The 19,767-nt window shown below is 58.0% G+C and carries 21 protein-coding genes and 1 pseudogene; 17 read left to right on the forward strand and 5 right to left on the reverse strand.

Annotated elements, in window-relative coordinates; translation table 11 throughout:
* Positions 1–74: 74 nt before the first annotated feature.
* Positions 75–785 (reverse strand): ABC transporter ATP-binding protein, encoded by a 711-nt coding sequence (locus B3M52_RS11205; RefSeq protein ID WP_036205321.1) that lies wholly within the window; start codon positions 783–785, stop codon positions 75–77.
* Positions 778–2,019 (reverse strand): lipoprotein-releasing ABC transporter permease subunit, encoded by a 1,242-nt coding sequence (locus tag B3M52_RS11210; protein WP_036205320.1) that lies wholly within the window; start codon positions 2,017–2,019, stop codon positions 778–780. The genes B3M52_RS11205 and B3M52_RS11210 overlap by 8 nt, the downstream gene beginning before the upstream one ends.
* A 114-nt stretch (positions 2,020–2,133) precedes the next feature.
* Between B3M52_RS11210 and B3M52_RS11215 the strand changes: the two genes are divergently transcribed.
* The 9 genes from B3M52_RS11215 (at position 2,134) to infA (ending at position 9,194) form a co-directional block, all read left to right on the forward strand.
* Positions 2,134–2,721, forward strand: a complete 588-nt coding sequence (locus B3M52_RS11215; RefSeq protein WP_036205319.1) for a PilZ domain-containing protein — start codon at positions 2,134–2,136, stop codon at positions 2,719–2,721.
* 156 nt (positions 2,722–2,877) lie between these two features.
* The gene (locus tag B3M52_RS11220) at positions 2,878–3,186 is read left to right on the forward strand and encodes a hypothetical protein (protein WP_075196221.1); all 309 of its coding nucleotides are present in this window, start codon (positions 2,878–2,880) and stop codon (positions 3,184–3,186) included.
* 92 nt (positions 3,187–3,278) lie between these two features.
* The gene (locus B3M52_RS11225) at positions 3,279–4,313 is read left to right on the forward strand and encodes an agmatine deiminase family protein (protein ID WP_075196222.1); all 1,035 of its coding nucleotides are present in this window, start codon (positions 3,279–3,281) and stop codon (positions 4,311–4,313) included.
* On the forward strand, positions 4,310–5,233 hold the full coding sequence (locus B3M52_RS11230; RefSeq protein WP_075196223.1) for a carbon-nitrogen hydrolase: 924 nt from the start codon (positions 4,310–4,312) through the stop codon (positions 5,231–5,233). Before B3M52_RS11225 ends, B3M52_RS11230 begins: the two co-directional genes overlap by 4 nt.
* Positions 5,234–5,240: 7 nt before the next feature.
* Entirely contained in the window at positions 5,241–6,152 is a 912-nt protein-coding gene (locus B3M52_RS11235) for an AAA family ATPase (protein WP_036205316.1), read from the forward strand.
* 164 nt (positions 6,153–6,316) lie between these two features.
* Positions 6,317–7,267, forward strand: a complete 951-nt coding sequence (gene trxB / locus B3M52_RS11240) for a thioredoxin-disulfide reductase (protein WP_075196224.1) — start codon at positions 6,317–6,319, stop codon at positions 7,265–7,267.
* Between the two features lie 202 nt (positions 7,268–7,469).
* A complete protein-coding gene (aat, locus tag B3M52_RS11245) occupies positions 7,470–8,183 on the forward strand; it encodes a leucyl/phenylalanyl-tRNA--protein transferase (RefSeq protein WP_036205314.1) in 714 nt (237 codons plus the stop codon).
* Complete coding sequence (locus tag B3M52_RS11250) at positions 8,184–8,897, forward strand: arginyltransferase (RefSeq protein WP_041334264.1); 714 nt, start codon at positions 8,184–8,186, stop codon at positions 8,895–8,897.
* 78 nt (positions 8,898–8,975) lie between these two features.
* Positions 8,976–9,194 carry a translation initiation factor IF-1 gene (infA, locus tag B3M52_RS11255; RefSeq protein ID WP_007153725.1) on the forward strand — a complete coding sequence of 73 codons (219 nt, stop codon included), beginning with the start codon at positions 8,976–8,978 and terminating at the stop codon, positions 9,192–9,194.
* 69 nt (positions 9,195–9,263) lie between these two features.
* Here infA and B3M52_RS11260 read toward each other — a convergent pair whose 3' ends face one another.
* The 3 genes from B3M52_RS11260 to clpS form a co-directional block, all read right to left on the reverse strand.
* Positions 9,264–10,295: a putative solute-binding protein gene (locus B3M52_RS11260; RefSeq protein ID WP_083637246.1), complete on the reverse strand. Its 1,032-nt coding sequence runs from the start codon at positions 10,293–10,295 to the stop codon at positions 9,264–9,266.
* Positions 10,296–10,527: 232 nt separating this feature from the next.
* Positions 10,528–12,798: an ATP-dependent Clp protease ATP-binding subunit ClpA gene (gene clpA, locus B3M52_RS11265; RefSeq protein ID WP_036205311.1), complete on the reverse strand. Its 2,271-nt coding sequence runs from the start codon at positions 12,796–12,798 to the stop codon at positions 10,528–10,530.
* An 18-nt stretch (positions 12,799–12,816) separates the two neighbouring features.
* Positions 12,817–13,176 (reverse strand): ATP-dependent Clp protease adapter ClpS, encoded by a 360-nt coding sequence (clpS, locus tag B3M52_RS11270; RefSeq protein ID WP_036205304.1) that lies wholly within the window; start codon positions 13,174–13,176, stop codon positions 12,817–12,819.
* A gap of 316 nt (positions 13,177–13,492) precedes the next feature.
* On the opposite strand from clpS, the gene B3M52_RS11275 reads away from it, so the two are divergent.
* The 8 genes and pseudogenes from B3M52_RS11275 to B3M52_RS11310 form a co-directional block, all read left to right on the forward strand.
* On the forward strand, positions 13,493–13,816 hold the full coding sequence (locus B3M52_RS11275; protein ID WP_041336669.1) for a cold shock domain-containing protein: 324 nt from the start codon (positions 13,493–13,495) through the stop codon (positions 13,814–13,816).
* A 194-nt stretch (positions 13,817–14,010) separates the two neighbouring features.
* Positions 14,011–14,652: a pseudouridine synthase gene (locus B3M52_RS11280; RefSeq protein ID WP_041336668.1), complete on the forward strand. Its 642-nt coding sequence runs from the start codon at positions 14,011–14,013 to the stop codon at positions 14,650–14,652.
* Positions 14,649–15,098: an NUDIX hydrolase gene (locus B3M52_RS11285; RefSeq protein ID WP_041334261.1), complete on the forward strand. Its 450-nt coding sequence runs from the start codon at positions 14,649–14,651 to the stop codon at positions 15,096–15,098. Before B3M52_RS11280 ends, B3M52_RS11285 begins: the two co-directional genes overlap by 4 nt.
* 49 nt (positions 15,099–15,147) lie before the next feature.
* Positions 15,148–16,308, forward strand: a complete 1,161-nt coding sequence (mnmA, locus tag B3M52_RS11290; RefSeq protein WP_075196225.1) for a tRNA 2-thiouridine(34) synthase MnmA — start codon at positions 15,148–15,150, stop codon at positions 16,306–16,308.
* Positions 16,305–16,949 carry a high frequency lysogenization protein HflD gene (gene hflD, locus B3M52_RS11295; protein ID WP_036205300.1) on the forward strand — a complete coding sequence of 215 codons (645 nt, stop codon included), beginning with the start codon at positions 16,305–16,307 and terminating at the stop codon, positions 16,947–16,949. Before mnmA ends, hflD begins: the two co-directional genes overlap by 4 nt.
* An 80-nt stretch (positions 16,950–17,029) precedes the next feature.
* A complete protein-coding gene (gene purB, locus B3M52_RS11300; RefSeq protein WP_041334256.1) occupies positions 17,030–18,397 on the forward strand; it encodes an adenylosuccinate lyase in 1,368 nt (455 codons plus the stop codon).
* A gap of 3 nt (positions 18,398–18,400) precedes the next feature.
* The gene (locus tag B3M52_RS11305; protein ID WP_075196226.1) at positions 18,401–19,552 is read left to right on the forward strand and encodes a cupin domain-containing protein; all 1,152 of its coding nucleotides are present in this window, start codon (positions 18,401–18,403) and stop codon (positions 19,550–19,552) included.
* A gap of 29 nt (positions 19,553–19,581) precedes the next feature.
* A pseudogene (locus tag B3M52_RS11310) lies at positions 19,582–19,767 on the forward strand (N-acetyltransferase); the annotation flags it as partial.

Below are 19,767 nucleotides of genomic sequence, written 5' to 3' on the forward strand. Positions count from 1 at the left end.
TGGCGGGAGCGCCAGCTACTTCGAATACGCCACCGCCGGGCCACCCGCAAGTCCAAGCCGGGCGCCGACGCCCATCAAAGCTCCTGAAACAGTTCACCCTGCTCCAGCCGAAGCACCCGCCCCAGGCTCCTGGCCATGGCCATATCGTGGGTGACCAACACGAACGCAATGCCAATCTGGTCCCTGAGCGACTCGATAAGCTCGCGGACGCTTTCCCCGGTCTGCTCATCCAGATTGCCAGTGGGCTCATCCATCAAGACGCACTCGGGCTCGTTCACCAGGGCGCGGGCAATCGCCACCCGCTGACGCTCACCACCAGACAGTTCTCCGGGTTTATGCCCCAGACGCGCGCCTAACCCGACACGCTCGAGAATGGCGGTTGCCTGTTCCGAAGCCTGGCGAACGCCACGGCCACCCAACGCACCCGGCATCATGACGTTTTCCAGGGCCGAAAATTCCGGCAACAGATGATGGAACTGGTAAACAAACCCCAAGTGACGATTGCGAAAACGCGCCCGGCCGGATTCGCTCATCCGGTGAATATCCTGCCCGCAGATATCGATATGACCCGAAGAGGGTTTATCCAGCCCCCCGAGCAGGTTTAGCAGCGTGGTTTTGCCAGCACCACTGCTGCCAACAATGCCTACCGATTCGCCGGCCGACACCTGAAGCGAAATGTCCGAGAAAATCGTCAGCTTTCCCGGCCCTTCGTTATAGGTTCTGGTTACTTTTTCGCAGTTGATCACCAATGACCTGTCATCGTTCATGGTTGCTGAATCACTCATATCGCAGGGCCTCCGCCGGGTCGACGCGGGATGCTCTCCACGCTGGATAGATCGTTGCCAACAGACTCATGGCGAGGCCGGCACCACTGATGATCCACACGTCCTGCCATTGCAGCTGGGACGGCAGATAACTGATGAAATAGACGTCAGCACTCAGGAACTGATGCCCCATAAAGGCCTCCAGCCAGGCAATAAACCCGCTGATGTTGTAGGCACCCAGAATGCCCAGCGCTGTGCCCACCAGGGTGCCGGTAATGCCAATCACCGCGCCCTGAACCATGAAGATCCGCATCACTCGCCCGGGTGTTGCGCCCATCGTGCGCAGGATAGCGATATCAGCTGTCTTGTCGGTAACCACCATCACCAGTGTCGACACAATGTTGAACGCGGCCACCGCGACGATGAACATCAGCAGCAGGCCGATCATGGTCTTCTCCATGCGGATGGCCTGGAACAGATTGCCATGGGTTCGGGTCCAGTCAGATATGAAGTGGCGACCGCTCAGCTGGCGCGCAACTTCTTCTGCCACTTTCGGAGCCTGAAACAGATCGTCCACCAGAAGGCGCACGCCCTGGGCTTTGCCGTCGGTGCGTATGAGCTTTGATGCATCATCCATATGAATCAGGGTGTAGTTGCCATCCAGTTCCGCCCCGACGCTGAATACGCCCTTGACCGTGAATCGCTTCAGTCGCGGCAATACCCCGGCTGGAGTTACCGATGCTTCCGGCAACACCACGGTGACCCGATCACCCAATTGCAGGCGCAGGCTGGCGGCCATCTGCCGGCCAATAATGATGCCAAACTCTCCGGACTTCAGATCGTCCAGCCCGCCTTCGATCATATGGTTTTCAATGATGGAAACGCTCCGCTCCTGCTCTGGCAGTACACCATTGAGCATGACGCCGCGAACGTCACCGCCACCCGTGACCATGCCCTGCCCCTGAATAAAGGGCGCTGCAGCGATCACCGATGGGTGTTGCTCTACTTTCCGGTCCACTTCCTGCCAGTCATCAAGATCAGGGTTACCCTGGATCACAGCGTGAGGCACCATGCCCAGAATCCGCTGCTTGAGCTCACGGTCAAAGCCATTCATCACCGACAACACGATGATGAGGACAGCCACGCCCAGCATCAGGCCAATCATGGAGGTCAGGGAAATGAACGAAATGAAGTGATTACGTCGTTTGGCCGCGGTGTACCGCAAGCCGACATACAGTGATAAGGGTCTGAACATTGGGAGGAGCCTGTCGCTGCCTTCTGGTCTGTCGAAAATCCTGCGGCGATACGGACCGTCAGGAAGCTGCTAAACTGCTATCAGGAAACAATAATACCGCGTTATGGAGCCCAGATGTCTGAAACGACACCCGACAATAACCCGGCGAATAATCCTTCTGATCGCAGGGACTACTTTCGCATCAGTGACCATATTGGCCTGGAAATCCGAACGCTGGGTCCTGGTGAAGCTAATCGGGAAAACCCCTTTAACGGCAATCACATGGAGAGCCTGCGTTCGGAATTCAGACGCCTGGACCAGGATGTCAGGGCACAGCTCGCCAACCTGGCAGAACGTGACCGCCTGCTGACCTCGCTGATCAAGTCTCTGAACGGGAAGCTGGATACGTTGGCGCGCATTATGGCCTTTGAGCAAAATCCGTTGCAACCTGGGGACTGGCAGGACGTCACACTCAGTGAAGGCGGGCTGTCGTTCCACAGCTCCACCAACCGTTTTTCCGCCGGTGACCAACTGGCCCTGAGAATGACGCTGCCACCGGAGCTGTTTCAGCCAGTGGCGACTGCCAGAGTCATCGACGTTGTACCTGACAAAAGCGGCGGTGGCAGGGTTCATACGGAATTTACCGACATTCAGGACAGCGACCGACAGCAAATCGCCCGCCACGTGATGCGATGGCAGATCCGCCAGCGACAGAAAGAGTAAACGGTCCACAAATCATCGAATTCGGGCTGACTTTTGTTAGTCTTTGGTGGATATTACGTTTTATCAATGTCTGGCGAGTACCATCCACGGCACTTTTCAGATTTTCCAGGCAACCCCGTTCAATCGGATACGACGATCCCAGGGAGTAAGTCACTGATGAAAAACCGCACCATAAAAGCCGTTTGCGCCGCCGCAGCCTTCTCAGGACTGGCGGTAGCCCCGCTTGCCACCGCGGTGGCGGAAGAGGTTCGGGTTCCAGTGATGTCGCAGGCTGAGCGCGGCGCACAGGAAAACCTTCCACGTACTGGCATGAGTCAGTCCAGCGTTCGCAACGGCTGGGGCAACCCGATCCGCACCTCCGGGCCTGTGGGCAACCCACCCATATCGCAATGGCACTACGCGGATTTTGTCGTGTACTTTGAAGCCGATCGGGTGATCCATGCGGTACTGAAGCCCAGCCGCTAAAAAATCCTCTGCACATCCTGACGCAACCCCGCTCGTTCGTTAGAATGGCGGCTTTTGGATAAGGTGTTCACAACTTGACTTCCAGACCTGTGATGCCCGCCGAGTGGGCACCCCAAAGTGCCATCATGCTTACCTGGCCCCACCCCGGAACGGACTGGAGCGACATCCTTGCCGATGTCGAGCCGGTGTTTATGGAGATCGCGCAGACCGTCTTGCGCTTTCAGCACGTATTACTCAGCTGTGAGCATGTTGTCCGTTTGCAGGAGCTGGAAAGGGACCTTAATCAGTTCGCTCAGGATAACGGTTTGCCCGGCCGCGTTGCGGCCGTTCCTGCCCCGGCCAACGATACCTGGGCACGCGACCACGGCCCCCTAGCCATTAGCCGTGGCGAGGGCCACGAATTACTGGATTTCAGGTTCAATGCCTGGGGCGGAAAATTCCCCTGGGAAAAGGACAATGCCCTGAACAGCCACCTGTCGAATTTTGGCAGCTTTGGCACGACACCGCTGATACCGGTCGACTTCGTTCTCGAGGGAGGCTCTATCGAATCCGATGGTAAAGGCACCTTGCTGACCACCAGCGAATGCCTGTTGACGCCTTCCCGCAATCCGTCCATGGATCGAGCCGGTATTGAACACCTGTTGTCGGAAACACTGGGCGCCGAGCGCATCCTCTGGCTGAACCACGGCTACCTTGCCGGTGACGACACTGACAGCCATATCGACACCCTGGCGCGCTTTTGCGCCCCCGACCATATCTGTTACGTGGCCTGCCCGGACGTCAGCGACGAGCACTACAGCGCCCTGGCGGCCATGGAGGAGGAGCTGCAGCAATTCCACCAGGCTGACGGCCACCCCTACCGCCTGACCCCGCTGCCCTGGCCCGATGCCATCCATGACGAAGACGGCGAGCGCCTTCCCGCAACCTATGCCAATTTCCTGGTCATCAACGGCGCCGTGCTGGTACCGGTTTACGGGGTGCCTCAGGATGAAGACGCTGTCGCCACCTTGTCGAACGTTTTCCCTGAGCGGGAAGTGATTCCGGTGAACTGTCGACCACTGATCACACAGGGAGGCAGCCTGCATTGCGTCACCATGCAGATACCGGCAGGGGTTGTAGGCGCATGACTCAGATTCCTCAATCCGCCGATCTGGCCATTGCCGCCATTCAGCAGCAATGCAGCGCTGACAAGGATACCAGCCTGGCAACCAGCGAACGTCTGATCCGCCAGGCGGCTACGGACGGCGCCCAGCTCGTCGTCCTGCAGGAATTGCACGCCACGCTCTACTTTTGCCAGACCGAAGACACCTCGGTATTCGAACTCGCCGAGCCGATTCCCGGCCCGACCAGTCGTCGGCTATCCGCTCTGGCGGCGGAACTTGGCATCGTTCTCGTCGGGTCTATCTTTGAACGGAGAATGAACGGCGTCTACCACAACACAGCCGTCGTTTTTGAGCGGGATGGAAACATCGCCGGCCTCTACCGCAAGATGCATATTCCCGACGATCCCGGCTTCTACGAAAAGTTTTATTTCACCCCGGGCGACGCCAGCTTCAACGACGGCCGCAACGGCTTCACCCCCATTGACACCTCCGTGGGTCGGCTGGGTGTGCTGGTGTGTTGGGACCAGTGGTATCCAGAAGCCGCCCGCCTAATGGCCCTGGCCGGCGCAGAGGTATTGATCTATCCCACGGCCATTGGCTGGGACGTCACCGACGACCCGGAGGAACAAGCGCGCCAGTTGGATGCCTGGGTAACCGTTCAACGCGGCCATGCGGTTGCGAACAACCTTCCGGTCATCGCGCCAAACCGAGTCGGCACGGAACCAGACCCTTCAGGCAACTCTGACGGCATTCGTTTCTGGGGCAACAGCTTCATCTGCGGACCCCAGGGAGAATTCCTGGCCCGTGCCGACGACAAGTCGGAAACCCTACTGTCCGCCACCATTAATCGCTCTCGCAGTGAATCGATTCGTCGCATCTGGCCGTATTTCAGGGATCGGCGCATCGACGCCTACGGTGACATTCTCAAGCGGGTAAGGGACTAAACACTTCATGAAAAAACTGACCGACACGGTTATCCGCGAGTTAAACAGCATACTGCTGGGCAAGGATCACCAGGTACGGCTTTCACTCTGCGGCTTGCTGGCCAAGGGCCACCTGCTGATTGAAGACATTCCGGGAATGGGCAAAACCACCCTGTCCCACGCACTGGCCAAGGTCATGGGCCTGACCTACCAGCGCATCCAGTTTACCAATGATCTGTTACCGGCTGACGTGCTTGGCTTCTCCATGTACGACAAGCAAGCGGGGAGCCTGGTGTTCCATCCCGGACCGATCTTCGCGCAGGTTGTGCTGGCTGATGAAATCAACCGCGCGTCTCCCAGAACCCAGAGTGCATTGCTGGAAGCCATGGAGGAACGGCAGGTTTCGATCGAAGGCGAAACCCGCCCCCTGCCCCACCCGTTCTTCGTTATCGCCACACAGAACCCCATCGAGCAGGGAGGCACCTACCCGTTACCGGAATCCCAGCTTGACCGGTTCCTGATGCGCATACGGCTGGGCTACCCCGACCCGCGCGCCGAAAGGGAACTGCTGGAAGGTGAAGACCGCCGGGTCATGACCGACAGACTGCAATCACTGCTTTCTTCGGAAAACCTGCAAACCCTCCAGGACGCCGTCAACCGGGTGTCCACCAGCCCCGCACTGCTGGACTACGTACAACGCCTGCTGGAACAGAGCCGGCGCATGCCCGGCCTGCTGTACGGACTATCGCCCCGGGCCGGGCTTGGGCTCGTGCGCGCCGCACGGGCATGGGCCCTGATGGATGGGCGCCACCATGTCTTACCGGACGACATCCAGGCGGTCTTTCCGGCGGTCGCCGAACACCGCCTGGAACAGGGCGAGTCCGGAAAGAGCGCGGAGAGAGTAAGGCAACTTCTGACCTCCGTCTCTGTCATTGAATAGATAGCATCACTTAATGGAATGAATTGGGCAAAACAACTGGAAACCAATCCTGTTCATGTTAGCCTTTTGCCCTTTTCCTCCGGGCCAGCCCCCGGACGAACGTACCGATTACGTGAAAACGCGGCCAGCGCAACACGTCCAGATTCGTTAGCGAGAGAACCACAATGAGCGAAACCAAGCACTCCAGACTGATCATCCTAGGCTCCGGCCCCGCCGGCTACACCGCTGCCGTCTATGCCGCCCGTGCCAACCTGAAACCCACGCTGATCACCGGTATCGAAGTGGGCGGACAGCTGACCACCACCACCGACGTGGACAACTGGCCGGGCGACAACGATGGCGTACAGGGCCCTGAGCTGATGCAACGTATGCTCAAACACGCGGAGCGCTTCGAGACCCAGGTGGTCTACGACACCATCAACGAAGCCGACCTGCGTAACCGTCCCTTCCGCCTCAAGGGTGACAGCGGCGAATACACCTGCGATGCATTGATCATCGCCACTGGCGCCTCCGCCATGTACCTGGGCCTGGACTCGGAAGAAAAATTCAAGGGCCAGGGCGTCTCCGCCTGCGCCACCTGCGACGGTTTCTTCTACAAAAAACAGAAAGTCGCCGTCATCGGCGGCGGCAACACCGCCGTCGAAGAAGCGCTGTACCTCTCCAACATCGCCGACGAAGTCACCCTGGTACACCGCCGCGACAGCCTGCGTGCTGAAAAAATCCTGCAGGACAAACTGTTCGAAAAAGCCGAAAACGGCAACGTCAACATTGTCTGGGACCACACCCTGGACGAAGTCCTCGGCGACGGCACCGGCGTCACGGGCATGCGCATCAAAAGCACCAAGGGCGAATCCACCCAGGAAATGGACCTGGCCGGCGTCTTCATCGCCATCGGCCACAAACCCAACACCGACCTGTTCCAGGGCCAACTGGATATGGAAAACGGCTACATCAAAATCCGCTCCGGCCTAGAAGGCATGGCCACTCAGAGCAGCATCCCCGGCGTCTTCGCCGCCGGCGACGTAGCCGACCACGTCTACCGCCAGGCCGTGACATCTGCAGGCTTCGGCTGCATGGCAGCACTTGACGCCGAAAAGTTTCTGGACCAAGACTGAGTTTAACCGAGAAACTTATTCGGAAGTGGTTCAGGGCAGGCACCTCCGAGGCCCGAAAAGGCGAGTGGTTACGGATGTCTGAAACTGTGCGGAGCCATGGATGGCGGAGCCCAAGCGCCACACGGACGTGCTCGAGCGTGTTTCAGACATCCGTGACCACTCGCCGACTCCACCAACACTCGAGTACTAACTCCGGACCGAGATGACGTCACTACCCTGGCTAGACCCCGACCAACTCTGGTTCCCCCCCGCCGAACAGGCCCTGGACGACCCCGACGGATTGCTGGCACTGGGCGGTGACCTATCCACCGAGCGGCTCAAACTCGCCTACCGCAACGGCATCTTCCCCTGGTTCAGCGACGACCAGCCCATACTCTGGTGGTCCCCCAGCCCCAGATGCGTCCTTTTCCCGGAAGAGATCCACATCTCCAGAAGCCTCCGGCGCACCCTCAACCGCGGCTATTTCACCATCACCGCCGACCAGGCTTTCCCCCGCATCATCCGCCTCTGCGCCAACACCCGTGCCGAAGGCACCTGGATCACCCAGGATATGATTGACAGCTATGGCCAGCTTCACAAACAGGGGGTAGCCCACTCCATAGAAGTATGGAATCCAAAGGGAGAACTGGCCGGGGGAATGTACGGCCTGGCCATTGGCCGCTGCTTTTTTGGTGAGTCCATGTTTTCACTGGAAACCAACGCCTCGAAAGTATTGATGGTCCATCTGGCCAATCAACTCCGGGATTGGGGCTATCAGATTATGGATTGCCAGGTGGAAAGCGGCCATCTGTTGCGAATGGGTGCGCGAAGTATCCCACGCAGCGAATTTTTATCTATACTCAGGACATGCGTCGACAGTAGTCCGGACCACAGCGACTGGGGCTTCCGGTGGCAGTGGCCCGGCCCGGAGGTGTGAATGAGCAATCTCAGGACCCTGGTGTTTTTTGCCACGCCGGCCCACGACTGCAGTTACCTGCCAGATCGCGAAGCAACCACCATGTTCGTCGACCCGAGGGCCCATGTGGACAAGCGGCTGTACAGCCAACTGACCGCCCTGGGCTTCCGTCGAAGTGGCTCGCATTACTATCGCCCCCACTGCGAAAGCTGCAATGCCTGTGTTCCTGTCAGGCTCAAGGTGGAAGAGTTCCAGCCTGACCGCAGCCAACGCAGGGTCATGAAAAAGAACGCCGATCTTAGTTGCCGCATGGTCAAGGCAACCTTTTCGGAACGGTATTACAGCCTCTACGCCCATTACATTGAACAACGGCACTCTGACGGCGACATGTACCCACCCTCCCGTGAACAGTTCATGTCGTTCCTGGTGGAAGGCGCCACCGATTCCTGGTTTGTCGAAATCATGGACGGAGACAACCTGGTGGGCCTGGCCGCCGTGGACATGCTGGACGAAGGCCTGTCCGCCATCTATACCGTATTTGATCCTGCCTACGAAAGCCGAAGCCTGGGCACCTTTGCGGTGCTTTGGCAGATAGAGGAAGCAAAACGGCTGGGGCTTCCGCACCTGTATCTGGGGTATTGGATCGAAGAATGTCGGAAAATGAACTATAAAACACGATTCCGCCCGATCGAAGCGCTTCGGGACGGGCAATGGCACACCATGGAAGTGAACTGATTTTGCCAAATGGCGGTAAATCAGGCAGAATTGCGCAATTTAAAATCACAGCAAGCCAATTTACGAGGTTTTTACTGAATGGCGAAGTCCGATGCTATTGAAATGGAAGGCGTTATTGTTGATACGCTTCCAAACACCATGTTCCGGGTTGAACTCGAAAACGGCCATATTGTGACCGCTCACATTTCTGGCAAGATGCGCAAGAACTATATCCGTATTCTGACAGGCGACAAGGTCAAGGTAGAACTGACCCCCTACGACCTGAGCAAAGGACGCATCGTGTACCGCGCCCGCTGATAGCTGTATGAGACTTGAAAGCCCCGAATATCGGGGCTTTTTATTTTCAGGCCTTTCCATGCCAGGCCGCTACTCCCGGTTGTCCGCCGAGCATTCCATCGCGCCTGGATTGGTATAACACCGCACCTTCCGCAGTATCGTCATCATGTCGTCATGGTACACACCCGCAGCCAGCATGCCCGAGTCTTCCGTGGACTGCTGCATATCAATCCTCACGCTGCGCAACATTTCCTGGTAACCCCGGACGGCTTCAGGTGAAATCTTGACCCAGCGCTCCTCGGGAATCGACCGTTCGTACTGCCTCACAATGCGCATGGCCTCCGGGTAGAGCCTGGACATGATCCGCCGTGACTTCCTGACAAAAGCGTCGTCGAACTCATCCGCCCGGGCGATCAACTGAACGGTTACCTGCCCTACCGGATAATCGACAATACCACCTTTGCTGCCCATGCCCCGGAACATCTCCAGCACCTCGTAGGCAGCCGCCGGCGCATAACTGATATCAGCCTCGCCGGAATTGAACAGGCTGGCAAAGTCGGAAATTTTCGCCGCAACCGGCACCGCGCCAACATACTCAACCATATGACGGGCATCGTGGTGCCCCTCGAACACCGTGATGCGCTTTCCCTCCAGAGCCTCCACGTGGTCAATCGCCCGGTCGTTCACGAACAGGTAAGCCGCTCCCATCGGCGTCACACCCAACACCTCGTAGCCATTCTGCTCAAGATGACGGTCAACCCTGGGGCTGGCCAGAATATGGAGCAGCACTTTCAGGTCTTCATAATAGGGAACCGCACCGATGGCACTGATGGAGCCTGAAAAATCGTTGAATTTACGGGCGCCCATATCGGTCACCGCCACAATGTCGCAACGCCCAGCTCTTAAATCTGCGACGGCCTGATCTTCATCGGTGTAGGGACGCAGGTTAAGGCCTACGCCGGCCAATGCGGCCTTGCGGTGGTAATCCTGCAACGTACGGTAGACAAATCCACTTGCTCCGGCGACATCAAATACACAGAACTCACGGCGCTCACTCGCGCCTGCATTGCTCCAGCCGGAAAGCCCGAGCACAACCAGCAAAAGCATGGATAACGCTTTCATTTCCCGGTTCTCCTTATCATTGTTGTTTCACGGAAACACAGACCACGGCGCCTACGCGTCAGGTAATCTGACTGTCAGACAACAATTTGACAGAGAAGCGGAGCAATTGGATTGACGACAATGTCAGGGCTGGCCCTTCAACAGAGTCAATTGATGGTCGGCCAGTGACAAAAAAAGGCCATGCTGTTTCCAGCATGGCCTTTCCAGGAGGAGAAGAATCGCTCAGGGCTGCTTACACAGCCTCAGCCGGTTCGTCCTCATACTCGAACTCCAGTTCACCATCCTTGAGGTGAATGTGGACATCACCACCATGCTCCGACAGCCGGCCGAACAGGATCTGTTCCGCCAGGGGCCGCTTGATCTTGTCCTGGATCAGGCGAGCCATCGGGCGTGCCCCCATGGTGACATCGTAGCCCTTCTCGGCTAGCCATTCCTTCGCGGCGTCGTCAACGTGGAGCACCACGTGCTTCTCGTCCAACTGCGCCTGCAATTCCGTGAGGAACTTGTCCACCACGTGGGTGATGGTGGCCGGCTGGAGATCACCGAACTGGATAATGCCATCCAGGCGGTTGCGGAACTCCGGCGTAAAGGTCTTGGATATGATTTCCATACCATCCGTGCTGTGGTCCTGCTCGCTGAAGCCAATGGAACGGCGGGCCATGCTTTCAGCACCGGCGTTGGTGGTCATCACCAGGATCACATGACGGAAATCCGCCTTACGACCGTTATTATCCGTGAGCGTACCGTGATCCATCACCTGCAGAAGCAGGTTAAAGACCTCCGGATGAGCCTTCTCGATCTCATCCAGCAACAGCACACAATGCGGATGCTTGCTCACGGATTCCGTCAGCAGACCACCCTGGTCATACCCGACATAGCCCGGAGGCGCACCGATCAACCTGGACACGGTATGCCGCTCCATGTACTCGGACATGTCGAAGCGCACCAGCTCGATACCCAACACCTTGGCCAGTTGCTTGGTGACTTCGGTCTTGCCCACACCCGTGGGGCCGGCAAACAGGAAGGCACCTTCCGGCTTCTCCGGCGCCTTCAGGCCGGCACGGGCCAGCTTGATGGCGGTGGACAATGACTCGATAGCCGGATCCTGCCCGAAGACCACCATCTTGAGATCCCGCTCCAGATTGCGCAGCAGGTCCTTGTCGCTGGTGGATACGTTCTTCGGCGGGATGCGGGCGATATTGGCCACCACATCCTCGATTTCCGACACGTCGATTGTCTTCTTGCGTTTGGCCACCGCCAGCAGACGCTGATGGGCACCGGCTTCGTCGATTACGTCAATCGCCTTGTCCGGCAGGTGGCGATCGGTGATGTAGCGTTCAGACAGCTCCGCCGCCACACGCAGTGCCTGATCGGTGTACTTCAGGTCATGGTGCTTCTCGAAATGGGACTTCAGCCCCTTGAGGATCTGGTAGGTATCCTCAACGCTGGGTTCGTTCACATCAATCTTCTGGAAGCGGCGAGCCAGCGCGCTGTCCTTCTCGAAAATGCCACGGAATTCCTGGAAGGTGGTGGAGCCAATGCACCGGATTTCCCCTGAGCTCAGCATGGGCTTGAGCAGGTTGGAGGCATCCATCACACCGCCGGACGCGGAACCGGCACCGATGATGGTATGGATTTCATCGATGAACAGAATCGCATGCTTCTCTTTCTTCAATTCTGCAAGCAGCCCCTTCAGCCGCTTCTCGAAATCACCCCGGTACTTGGTGCCAGCCAGCAGGGCACCGAGATCAAGTGAATAGACCACCGCGTCAGAAATGATCTCCGGCACCTGGCTATCCACAATGCGCTTGGCAAGGCCTTCGGCAATCGCTGTCTTGCCCACACCCGCTTCGCCCACCAGCAGCGGATTGTTCTTGCGACGGCGAACCAGTATCTGAACCACCCGCTCGACTTCGTGTTCACGTCCGATCAGCGGGTCAATGCGGCCCTGGCGGGCCTGGTCATTCAGGTTGGTTGCGTAGCTTTCCAGCGGACGTGATGCACCGCCTTCTTCTGCGGCTTCATCATGAGACGCCTGATCGTGACCCTCCTGATCTTCGGCACCCTGAACGCGAGAGATGCCATGGGAAACAAAATTCACCACGTCAATGCGGGCGATGCTCTGTTTCTTGAGCACATACACCGCCTGGCTCTCCTGCTCACTGAAGATGGCCACCAGCACATTGGCACCGGTTACCTCCTTCTTGCCAGAGGATTGTACGTGAAATACAGCACGTTGTAGCACGCGCTGGAATCCGAGCGTGGGTTGTGTTTCCCGCTCGCTGTCGTTGCTGGGGATCAGTGGTGTGGTTGAATCCACAAACTCTACGAGTTCTTCCTGAAGCCGGGCCAGGTCTGCACCGCATGCTTTCAGGACGCCCACTGCCGATTCGTTGTCGAGCAAGGCCAGCAAAAGGTGCTCGACGGTCATGAATTCATGACGCTTGTCGCGGGCACTTTTGAAAGCCGCATTCAATGTAATTTCAAGATCTTTGCTCAGCATGGGCCACCCCAAGGTCTATCAGTCCGCACGTTCAATCTCGCAAAGGAGCGGATGTTCGCATTCCGAGGAATACTGGTTCACCTGTGCCGCCTTTGTTTCCGCGATGTCCCGGGTATATACCCCGCATACAGCCTTTCCCTGCGTATGGACGAGCAGCATCACCTGCGTCGCCTTTTCTTCGTTCATTCCGAAGAACTTCATCAACACATCCACTACAAAGTCCATGGGTGTGTAGTCATCGTTCAGAAGCAGAACCCTGAAGCGCGCGGGGCGCTTGAGGGCGGGCTTCTCGGGAGCAACACTGACATCGTCCTGACGTCCTGGCTGTTCGTCCTCCCCCTGATTTAATACTAGTAGAGAATTCTGGATAGTCCGCATGATTCTTTACCGGAAATCGGTGCCTCTGCTTAAAGATGGTTGTCTGCCGCCCGGTTTTCAAGGTACCTCCGGTAACCGGACGTGCGCTGGTTATCAATCTCGCCATGATACAGGCTCCGGCCCCGGTTCAACCATACATTCCGGCTATAACTGCTATTGACTCTGAGCGAATATTGGTCAACAGTACGATAGCAATGTAAAATATTGTAAATTGGCGTAAGAAGCCTATAACAGGCTGCAATCCGTGCAAGGCAAAACGCTCGGCAATAACATCAATAACAAAGACACTGACAGTGAAAGAACAGGGGAGTTCATCATGCCAAGAGGCAAAGTAAAGTGGTTTAACAATGCCAAGGGTTATGGCTTCATTATCGAGGAAGGCTGCAGTGACGATCTGTTTGCTCACTTCTCTTCAGTGCAAATGGAAGGTTACAAAACCTTAAAGGCCGGCCAGGCCGTCACCTTCGATAAAAAGCCCAGCGACAAGGGGATCCACGCGGTCAACATCGTTCCGGAGGAGCAGCCACAGAAGCAGAGTTCCCAAGAGAACGCTTCTGAGAAAACGTCCGGCAGTGACGACGACGTGGAACAGAATCAGGACAGTGGATACCAGGATCAGCCCCGCGCGGCAAACGCTTGACGGCTGACGCCACCACTGCCCAGGCAGATAACACCGGCCCACAATGACCGGCCAGTTAGCCTGTGTCCGGACGTTCGGTCGTTCCGCAACCAGATGGGGCGACCGGGCCCTCCTCCCCAACCCCCTCTCTCCCTACTTCTGGCATAATGCGCCTGTTCAAATTCGATTCCCTAAATCAAGGTTCATTTGCCACCATGGCAACGCTGATTCTGTTCAACAAACCGTTCCGGGTGCTTTGCCAGTTCACCGACGAGAAAGGCGGCACGGATGGCACCCTCCGCGCCACCCTTGCCGACTGGCTCAAGATCCCCGCTGTCTACCCTGCCGGGCGGCTTGACTATGATTCGGAAGGTCTCTTGCTGCTAACGGACAACGGGCAACTGCAGCATCAAATTGCCTCTCCCCGGCTGAAAATGCCAAAGACATATTGGGTTCAGGTTGAAGGCGAGATCAGCGAAACGGCACTGAAGAAACTGCGCGAAGGCGTGGAACTCAAAGACGGTAAGACTCGCCCAGCCGAAGTTACGACGATGGCTCCGCCGGAGATCTGGCCCAGAAACCCGCCAGTACGCTACAGAGCATCGATCCCCACGAGCTGGGTGAAGATCACCATCACCGAAGGTAAAAATCGGCAGGTCCGTCGCATGACGGCGGCAGTCGGCTTCCCTACCCTACGATTGGTTCGCTATGGTATTGGAGACTGGACCCTGGACGGGCTTTCGCCCGGCGAATACAGGGCAACATCCGTACATGCGCCTTCGCCCCCGCCTGGAACCGCGGCGCGGAAGGCGGCGAAACCCCGCAAACACGCACCCCGGAGGCGACCCCGCCCATGACCTGGACACCCCACGCCACAGTTGCCGTTATTGTTGAAGATGACCATGGCCGTTTTTTGCTGGTTGAGGAACTCAGCCATGGTCAGGTGGTGCTCAACCAGCCCGCGGGCCACGTAGAGGAAGGCGAAAGGATCCTTGACGCAGCGCAGCGGGAAACCCTGGAGGAGACTGGCTGGGAGGTGGTCCCTGAACACTTTCTTGGCGTCTATACCTACAAGGCCCCCGCCAACGGCGTTACCTACTACCGGTTTTGCTTCTCAGCCAGGGCCCTGGGCCGCGTGACCGATGAGCTGGACGACGGCATTATCGCTGCCCACTGGTTAACACCCGGTGAAATCCGCTCACAGGCCGACAAACTTCGGAGCCCTCTGGTCATGCAATGCATAGAAGATTACCGAAACGGACGCCGCTTTCCCCTGGATGTCATTGTCGAGCCGCAGACGTAACCTGGCTTAAATGCTAGAATCCGCCCCTTTGATCCCGACAGACCCAGACATGACTAAAGCACCTGAAAATACCCGAGTGATTGTCGGCATGTCCGGCGGCGTAGACTCTTCCGTGGCAGCCTGGCTCCTGAAGGACCAGGGTTACCAGGTGGAAGGCCTGTTCATGAAAAACTGGGACGAGGATGACGGCACCGAATACTGCACCGCCATGACCGACCTGGCGGACGCTCAGGCGGTGGCGGAAACCATCGGTATTACGCTGCACACCGCCAGCTTTGCGGCGGAATACTGGGATCGGGTATTCGAGCACTTCCTGTCGGAATACAAGGCTGGCCGGACCCCGAATCCCGATATCCTCTGCAACAAGGAAGTGAAGTTCCGGGCGTTTCTCGATTACGCCATTACCCTGGGCGCTGACTACATTGCCACCGGCCACTACACCCGCCAGCGCCCTCTGAACGACGGCAGTGGCGGAGCCGAACTGCTCAAGGGCCTTGACCCCAACAAGGACCAGAGCTACTTCCTGCACGCCGTCTCCGGCGAACGTATTGCCCGTACGCTCTTTCCAGTGGGCGAGCTTGAAAAACCGGAAGTACGGCGCATTGCCGCCGAACAGGGCTTTATCACCCACGACAAGAAAGACTCCACCGGTATCTGCTTTATCGGGGAACGCAAATTCCGGGATTTCCTCAAACAGTACATTCCCGCGCAGCCCGGAAATATCGAGACCCCCGATGGCCAGGTGATCGGCCGCCATCAGGGCCTGATGTACCACACCATTGGCCAGCGTCAGGGCCTCGGCATTGGTGGCTTGAGTGAGTTTGGCGACGAGCCCTGGTACGTCGCGGAAAAAGACCTGTCCCGCAACGTACTGGTTGCCGTTCAGGGCAAGCATCACCCCCTGCTGTTTTCTCGCGGACTGATCAGCGGACCGGTGGATTGGATTGCCGGCGAAGCTCCGGCTGCGGAGTTCCGCTGCAAAGCCAAGACCCGCTACCGCCAACCGGACCAGGACTGCACGGTAACAGCCCTGGACAACGGGTTCAGGGTTGTCTTTGACGACGCACAGCGCGCCGTCACTCCGGGTCAGTCTGTCGTGTTTTACCGCGACGAGGTCTGCCTTGGTGGCGGCGTTATCGAACAAACCTGGCGGGACGGTGAGCAGACGCCCACAGGAACTGACAACAAGGCGGAAGGAGCCGGCGCATGAGCCGATCGATACACGACCAGACCCTGGCTCTGGCGGGCGTCTTCCAGGCCTCTGCTCTGGTCCAGCAAATAGCCCATTCCGGCCAGTGCGCGGAGTCCAGCTTTGAAACCTGCCTGCGCTCACTGTTCGCCACGCAACCTGAAACGACCCTGGATGTGTTCGGCGGTGAACTGAAGGACCTGCGTGAAGGCCTTTCCACCCTCGCCAGCGTAATGAGCCAACAGAGCAAACAGCAGGACATTGAAGTACTGCGTTACGCCCTGAACCTGATCAACCTCTCTTCCAAGCTTCGTCAAAACAGCGACATGCTGGATGTAATCGGCAGCCGGATCGACCAGGCCCGGCACACCGCAAGCCATTTCGGCTACAGCCACAGCAACCTGATTGCCAACGTGGCGTCGATTTACACGGACACCATCAGCACCTTCCGCCAGCGTATCCAGGTCAGCGGTGAGCCCACGATTCTTCAACGCGAGGAGAATGCGGCCAAAGTACGTGCCCTGTTACTGGCTGGGATTCGCTCCGCCGTCCTTTGGCACCAGACCGGCGGCCGCCGCTGGCAGCTTATCTTCACTCGTCGCAAGGTCATCATGACCGCCCGGGAATTGGCGGAGAAGGCAAACCGCTCGGTTTACGACTGAATCCCGGCCACCACTGGTGTATCATATGCGCCCCCAGTTTTTTCTTTTGACCGTATCTTTGATGACTTGAGAGGTTTTCGATGGAACTCAACGCCCTGACCGCCATTTCCCCGGTCGATGGACGCTATGGCAGTAAAGTCAGCGTTTTTCGTGACATTTTCAGTGAATATGGCCTGATCAGGAACCGCGTGACCGTTGAGCTCCGCTGGCTGCAGAAACTGGCGGCCCATCCCGGCATCACCGAAGTGCCTGCCTTCTCCGCCGACGCCAACCAGTTTCTGGATCGCATGATCTCGGAGTTCAAGCTGGCAGACGCGGAACGGATCAAGGGCATTGAACGCACCACCAACCATGACGTAAAGGCGGTGGAATACTTCATCAAGGAAAAGATCTCCGAGGTTCCGGAACTGCACGCCGTTACTGAATTCGTGCATTTTGCCTGTACCTCCGAGGACATCAACAACCTCTCCCATGCCCTGATGTTGCGCGAAGGTCTGGACCACGGCCTGCTGCCGGCCATGGAGCGCATCGTTGACCGGCTGGCGGAGCTGGCCCATGAGCACGCGGAACAACCCATGCTGTCCCGCACCCATGGCCAGACGGCCTCGCCCTCCACCGTCGGCAAGGAACTGGCCAACGTGGTTCACCGCTTACGCCGGCAGGTGAAACAGATTCGCGCCGTGGAGTTGATGGGCAAGATCAACGGGGCCGTAGGCAACTACAATGCCCACCTGTCTGCCTACCCATCCATCGACTGGGCCCAGAACGCCAAGGAATTCATTGAAAGCCTGGGCCTGGACTGGAACCCGTACACCACCCAGATTGAACCCCACGATTACATCGCAGAGCTCTACGACGCCATTGCTCGATTCAACACCATTCTGATCGATCTGGACCGGGATATCTGGGGTTATATTTCCCTGGGCTACTTCAAGCAGAAAACCGTGGAAGGCGAAGTAGGCTCGTCCACCATGCCCCATAAGGTCAATCCAATTGATTTCGAGAACTCTGAAGGCAACCTGGGCATTGCCAACGCCCTGTTCAGCCACCTGTCTGCCAAGCTGCCGATTTCCCGCTGGCAGCGTGACCTGACCGACTCAACCGTTCTGCGCAACCTCGGCGTGGGTTTCGCACACAGCCTGATTGCCTACGAGGCCTCCCTGAAAGGCCTGGGCAAGCTGGAAATCAACCCGGCACGCCTGGACGAAGACCTGGATCACGCCTGGGAAGTCCTGGCGGAGCCGATCCAGACCGTTATGCGCCGGTACAACATCGAGAAGCCCTACGAAAAGTTGAAGGCGCTGACCCGTGGCAAAGCCATGACACCGGATGTGATCAAGGCCTTTGTGGAGTCACTGGACATTCCCGATGCCGCCAAGGCGGAACTGATGGAACTCACTCCCGGCTCTTACATTGGCAACGCCACGCAACAGGCACGGGATATCTGAACCATGCAACTGCCCGGCGGAATGCCCGCCCAGGAATTCCTGCGGGACTACTGGCAAAAAAAACCACTGGTCATCCGCCAGGCCTTTGCGGGCTTTGAGTGCCCTGTCTCGGCCGACGAGTTGGCAGGACTGGCCTGTGAGGACGCTGTTGAATCGCGGATTGTGATCGAGGACGACAACGGCAAACCCTGGCAGTTGCACAACGGCCCTTTCGAGCCCGAGCGTTTCAGTAAACTGCCAGACAGCCACTGGACACTGCTGGTTCAGGGTCTTGACCACTGGGTTCCTGACTTTGCGGACCTGCTGGACGAATTCCGCTTCGTACCCAACTGGCGGCTGGATGACATTATGGCCAGCTACGCGCCAAAAGGTGGCAGCGTAGGCCCCCACTACGATCAGTACGATGTCTTCCTTCTGCAAGCCGAGGGGCACCGTCGCTGGACCTTTGGCGGCCATTGTGACCACACCTCGCCGCGCGTGGACGGTACGCCGCTACGAATCCTGAGCAGCTGGGACGGCGAGGAAACGGTAACCCTGGCACCGGGAGACATGCTGTACCTGCCGCCGGGCGTTGGCCACCACGGGGTCGCCGAGGACGACTGCATCACCCTGTCTATCGGGTTCCGCGCGCCTACGGTCGACGATGTACTGACAGGCTTCACCGACTTCCTGTGCAGCCGCTCCGATGCCTCTGAACACCTGGATGATCCGGACCTGAAGGTCCAGGACAACCCCGGCGCCATCAAGCCCGACGTTATCCATCGGCTTGACCGCCTCATCCGCGACCAACTCAGTGATCAACGCCAGTTGGCACTCTGGTTCGGCCAGTACTCAACGGCACCCAAGAGTCTGGAAATCGTTGTGCCCGCGGAAGAACCGGTCACACCAGAGTTGCTGGGCGAGTTGATTGCGGCCGGCAACCCATTGCGCTGGAACGAGGGCTCACGTTTCGCCTACCATGACTTCGAGGACGAAACCGCCCTGTTCGTGGACGGTGAGCAGTTCCTGCTTCGGGGCGACGCACGGCCCCTGGCACCCCTTCTTTGTGCCAGCGCTCGCCCGGACATGGGCGCACTGGCCAGCTTTGCCGGTGACGATGCCATACAGGGTCTTCTGAGCACACTCGTCAACCAGGGCTCTCTGTACTTTGACTGACATCTGACTGAAACCTGGGTGAAGGCAGCATGAACGTACGGGTTCGAAAATACAGCTGGCAACTGGCGCCGGCCGATGTCCGGAACATCCGCCAGTCCGTATTCGTGGACGAGCAAAAAGTCCCACCGGAACTGGAGTGGGACGACACCGACGAAATTGCCGACCACTACCTGATGGTATTACCCGACAACACCCCCGTTGGCGTCGCCCGCCTT

Origin of the sequence: Marinobacter sp. UBA2688 (assembly GCF_002352785.1) — a bacterium.
Taxonomy (GTDB): domain Bacteria; phylum Pseudomonadota; class Gammaproteobacteria; order Pseudomonadales; family Oleiphilaceae; genus Marinobacter; species Marinobacter salarius.

Bases quoted from the DNA above. Each gene is read 5' to 3' on its own strand.
- B3M52_RS11220 (WP_075196221.1), top strand. From the start codon at position 2,878: ATGAAAAACCGCACCATAAAAGCCGTTTGCGCCGCCGCAGCCTTCTCA.
- B3M52_RS11275 (WP_041336669.1), top strand. From the start codon at position 13,493: ATGCCAAGAGGCAAAGTAAAGTGGTTTAACAATGCCAAGGGTTATGGC.
- aat (WP_036205314.1), top strand. From the start codon at position 7,470: ATGACGTCACTACCCTGGCTAGACCCCGACCAACTCTGGTTCCCCCCC.
- B3M52_RS11305 (WP_075196226.1), top strand. From the start codon at position 18,401: ATGCAACTGCCCGGCGGAATGCCCGCCCAGGAATTCCTGCGGGACTAC.
- infA (WP_007153725.1), top strand. From the start codon at position 8,976: ATGGCGAAGTCCGATGCTATTGAAATGGAAGGCGTTATTGTTGATACG.
- clpS (WP_036205304.1), bottom strand. From the start codon at position 13,176: ATGCGGACTATCCAGAATTCTCTACTAGTATTAAATCAGGGGGAGGAC.
- B3M52_RS11210 (WP_036205320.1), bottom strand. From the start codon at position 2,019: ATGTTCAGACCCTTATCACTGTATGTCGGCTTGCGGTACACCGCGGCC.
- B3M52_RS11250 (WP_041334264.1), top strand. From the start codon at position 8,184: ATGAGCAATCTCAGGACCCTGGTGTTTTTTGCCACGCCGGCCCACGAC.
- B3M52_RS11215 (WP_036205319.1), top strand. From the start codon at position 2,134: ATGTCTGAAACGACACCCGACAATAACCCGGCGAATAATCCTTCTGAT.
- B3M52_RS11230 (WP_075196223.1), top strand. From the start codon at position 4,310: ATGACTCAGATTCCTCAATCCGCCGATCTGGCCATTGCCGCCATTCAG.
- hflD (WP_036205300.1), top strand. From the start codon at position 16,305: ATGAGCCGATCGATACACGACCAGACCCTGGCTCTGGCGGGCGTCTTC.
- B3M52_RS11205 (WP_036205321.1), bottom strand. From the start codon at position 785: ATGAGTGATTCAGCAACCATGAACGATGACAGGTCATTGGTGATCAAC.
- B3M52_RS11280 (WP_041336668.1), top strand. From the start codon at position 14,011: ATGGCAACGCTGATTCTGTTCAACAAACCGTTCCGGGTGCTTTGCCAG.
- mnmA (WP_075196225.1), top strand. From the start codon at position 15,148: ATGACTAAAGCACCTGAAAATACCCGAGTGATTGTCGGCATGTCCGGC.
- B3M52_RS11260 (WP_083637246.1), bottom strand. From the start codon at position 10,295: ATGAAAGCGTTATCCATGCTTTTGCTGGTTGTGCTCGGGCTTTCCGGC.
- purB (WP_041334256.1), top strand. From the start codon at position 17,030: ATGGAACTCAACGCCCTGACCGCCATTTCCCCGGTCGATGGACGCTAT.
- B3M52_RS11285 (WP_041334261.1), top strand. From the start codon at position 14,649: ATGACCTGGACACCCCACGCCACAGTTGCCGTTATTGTTGAAGATGAC.
- B3M52_RS11235 (WP_036205316.1), top strand. From the start codon at position 5,241: ATGAAAAAACTGACCGACACGGTTATCCGCGAGTTAAACAGCATACTG.
- clpA (WP_036205311.1), bottom strand. From the start codon at position 12,798: ATGCTGAGCAAAGATCTTGAAATTACATTGAATGCGGCTTTCAAAAGT.
- B3M52_RS11225 (WP_075196222.1), top strand. From the start codon at position 3,279: ATGCCCGCCGAGTGGGCACCCCAAAGTGCCATCATGCTTACCTGGCCC.
- trxB (WP_075196224.1), top strand. From the start codon at position 6,317: ATGAGCGAAACCAAGCACTCCAGACTGATCATCCTAGGCTCCGGCCCC.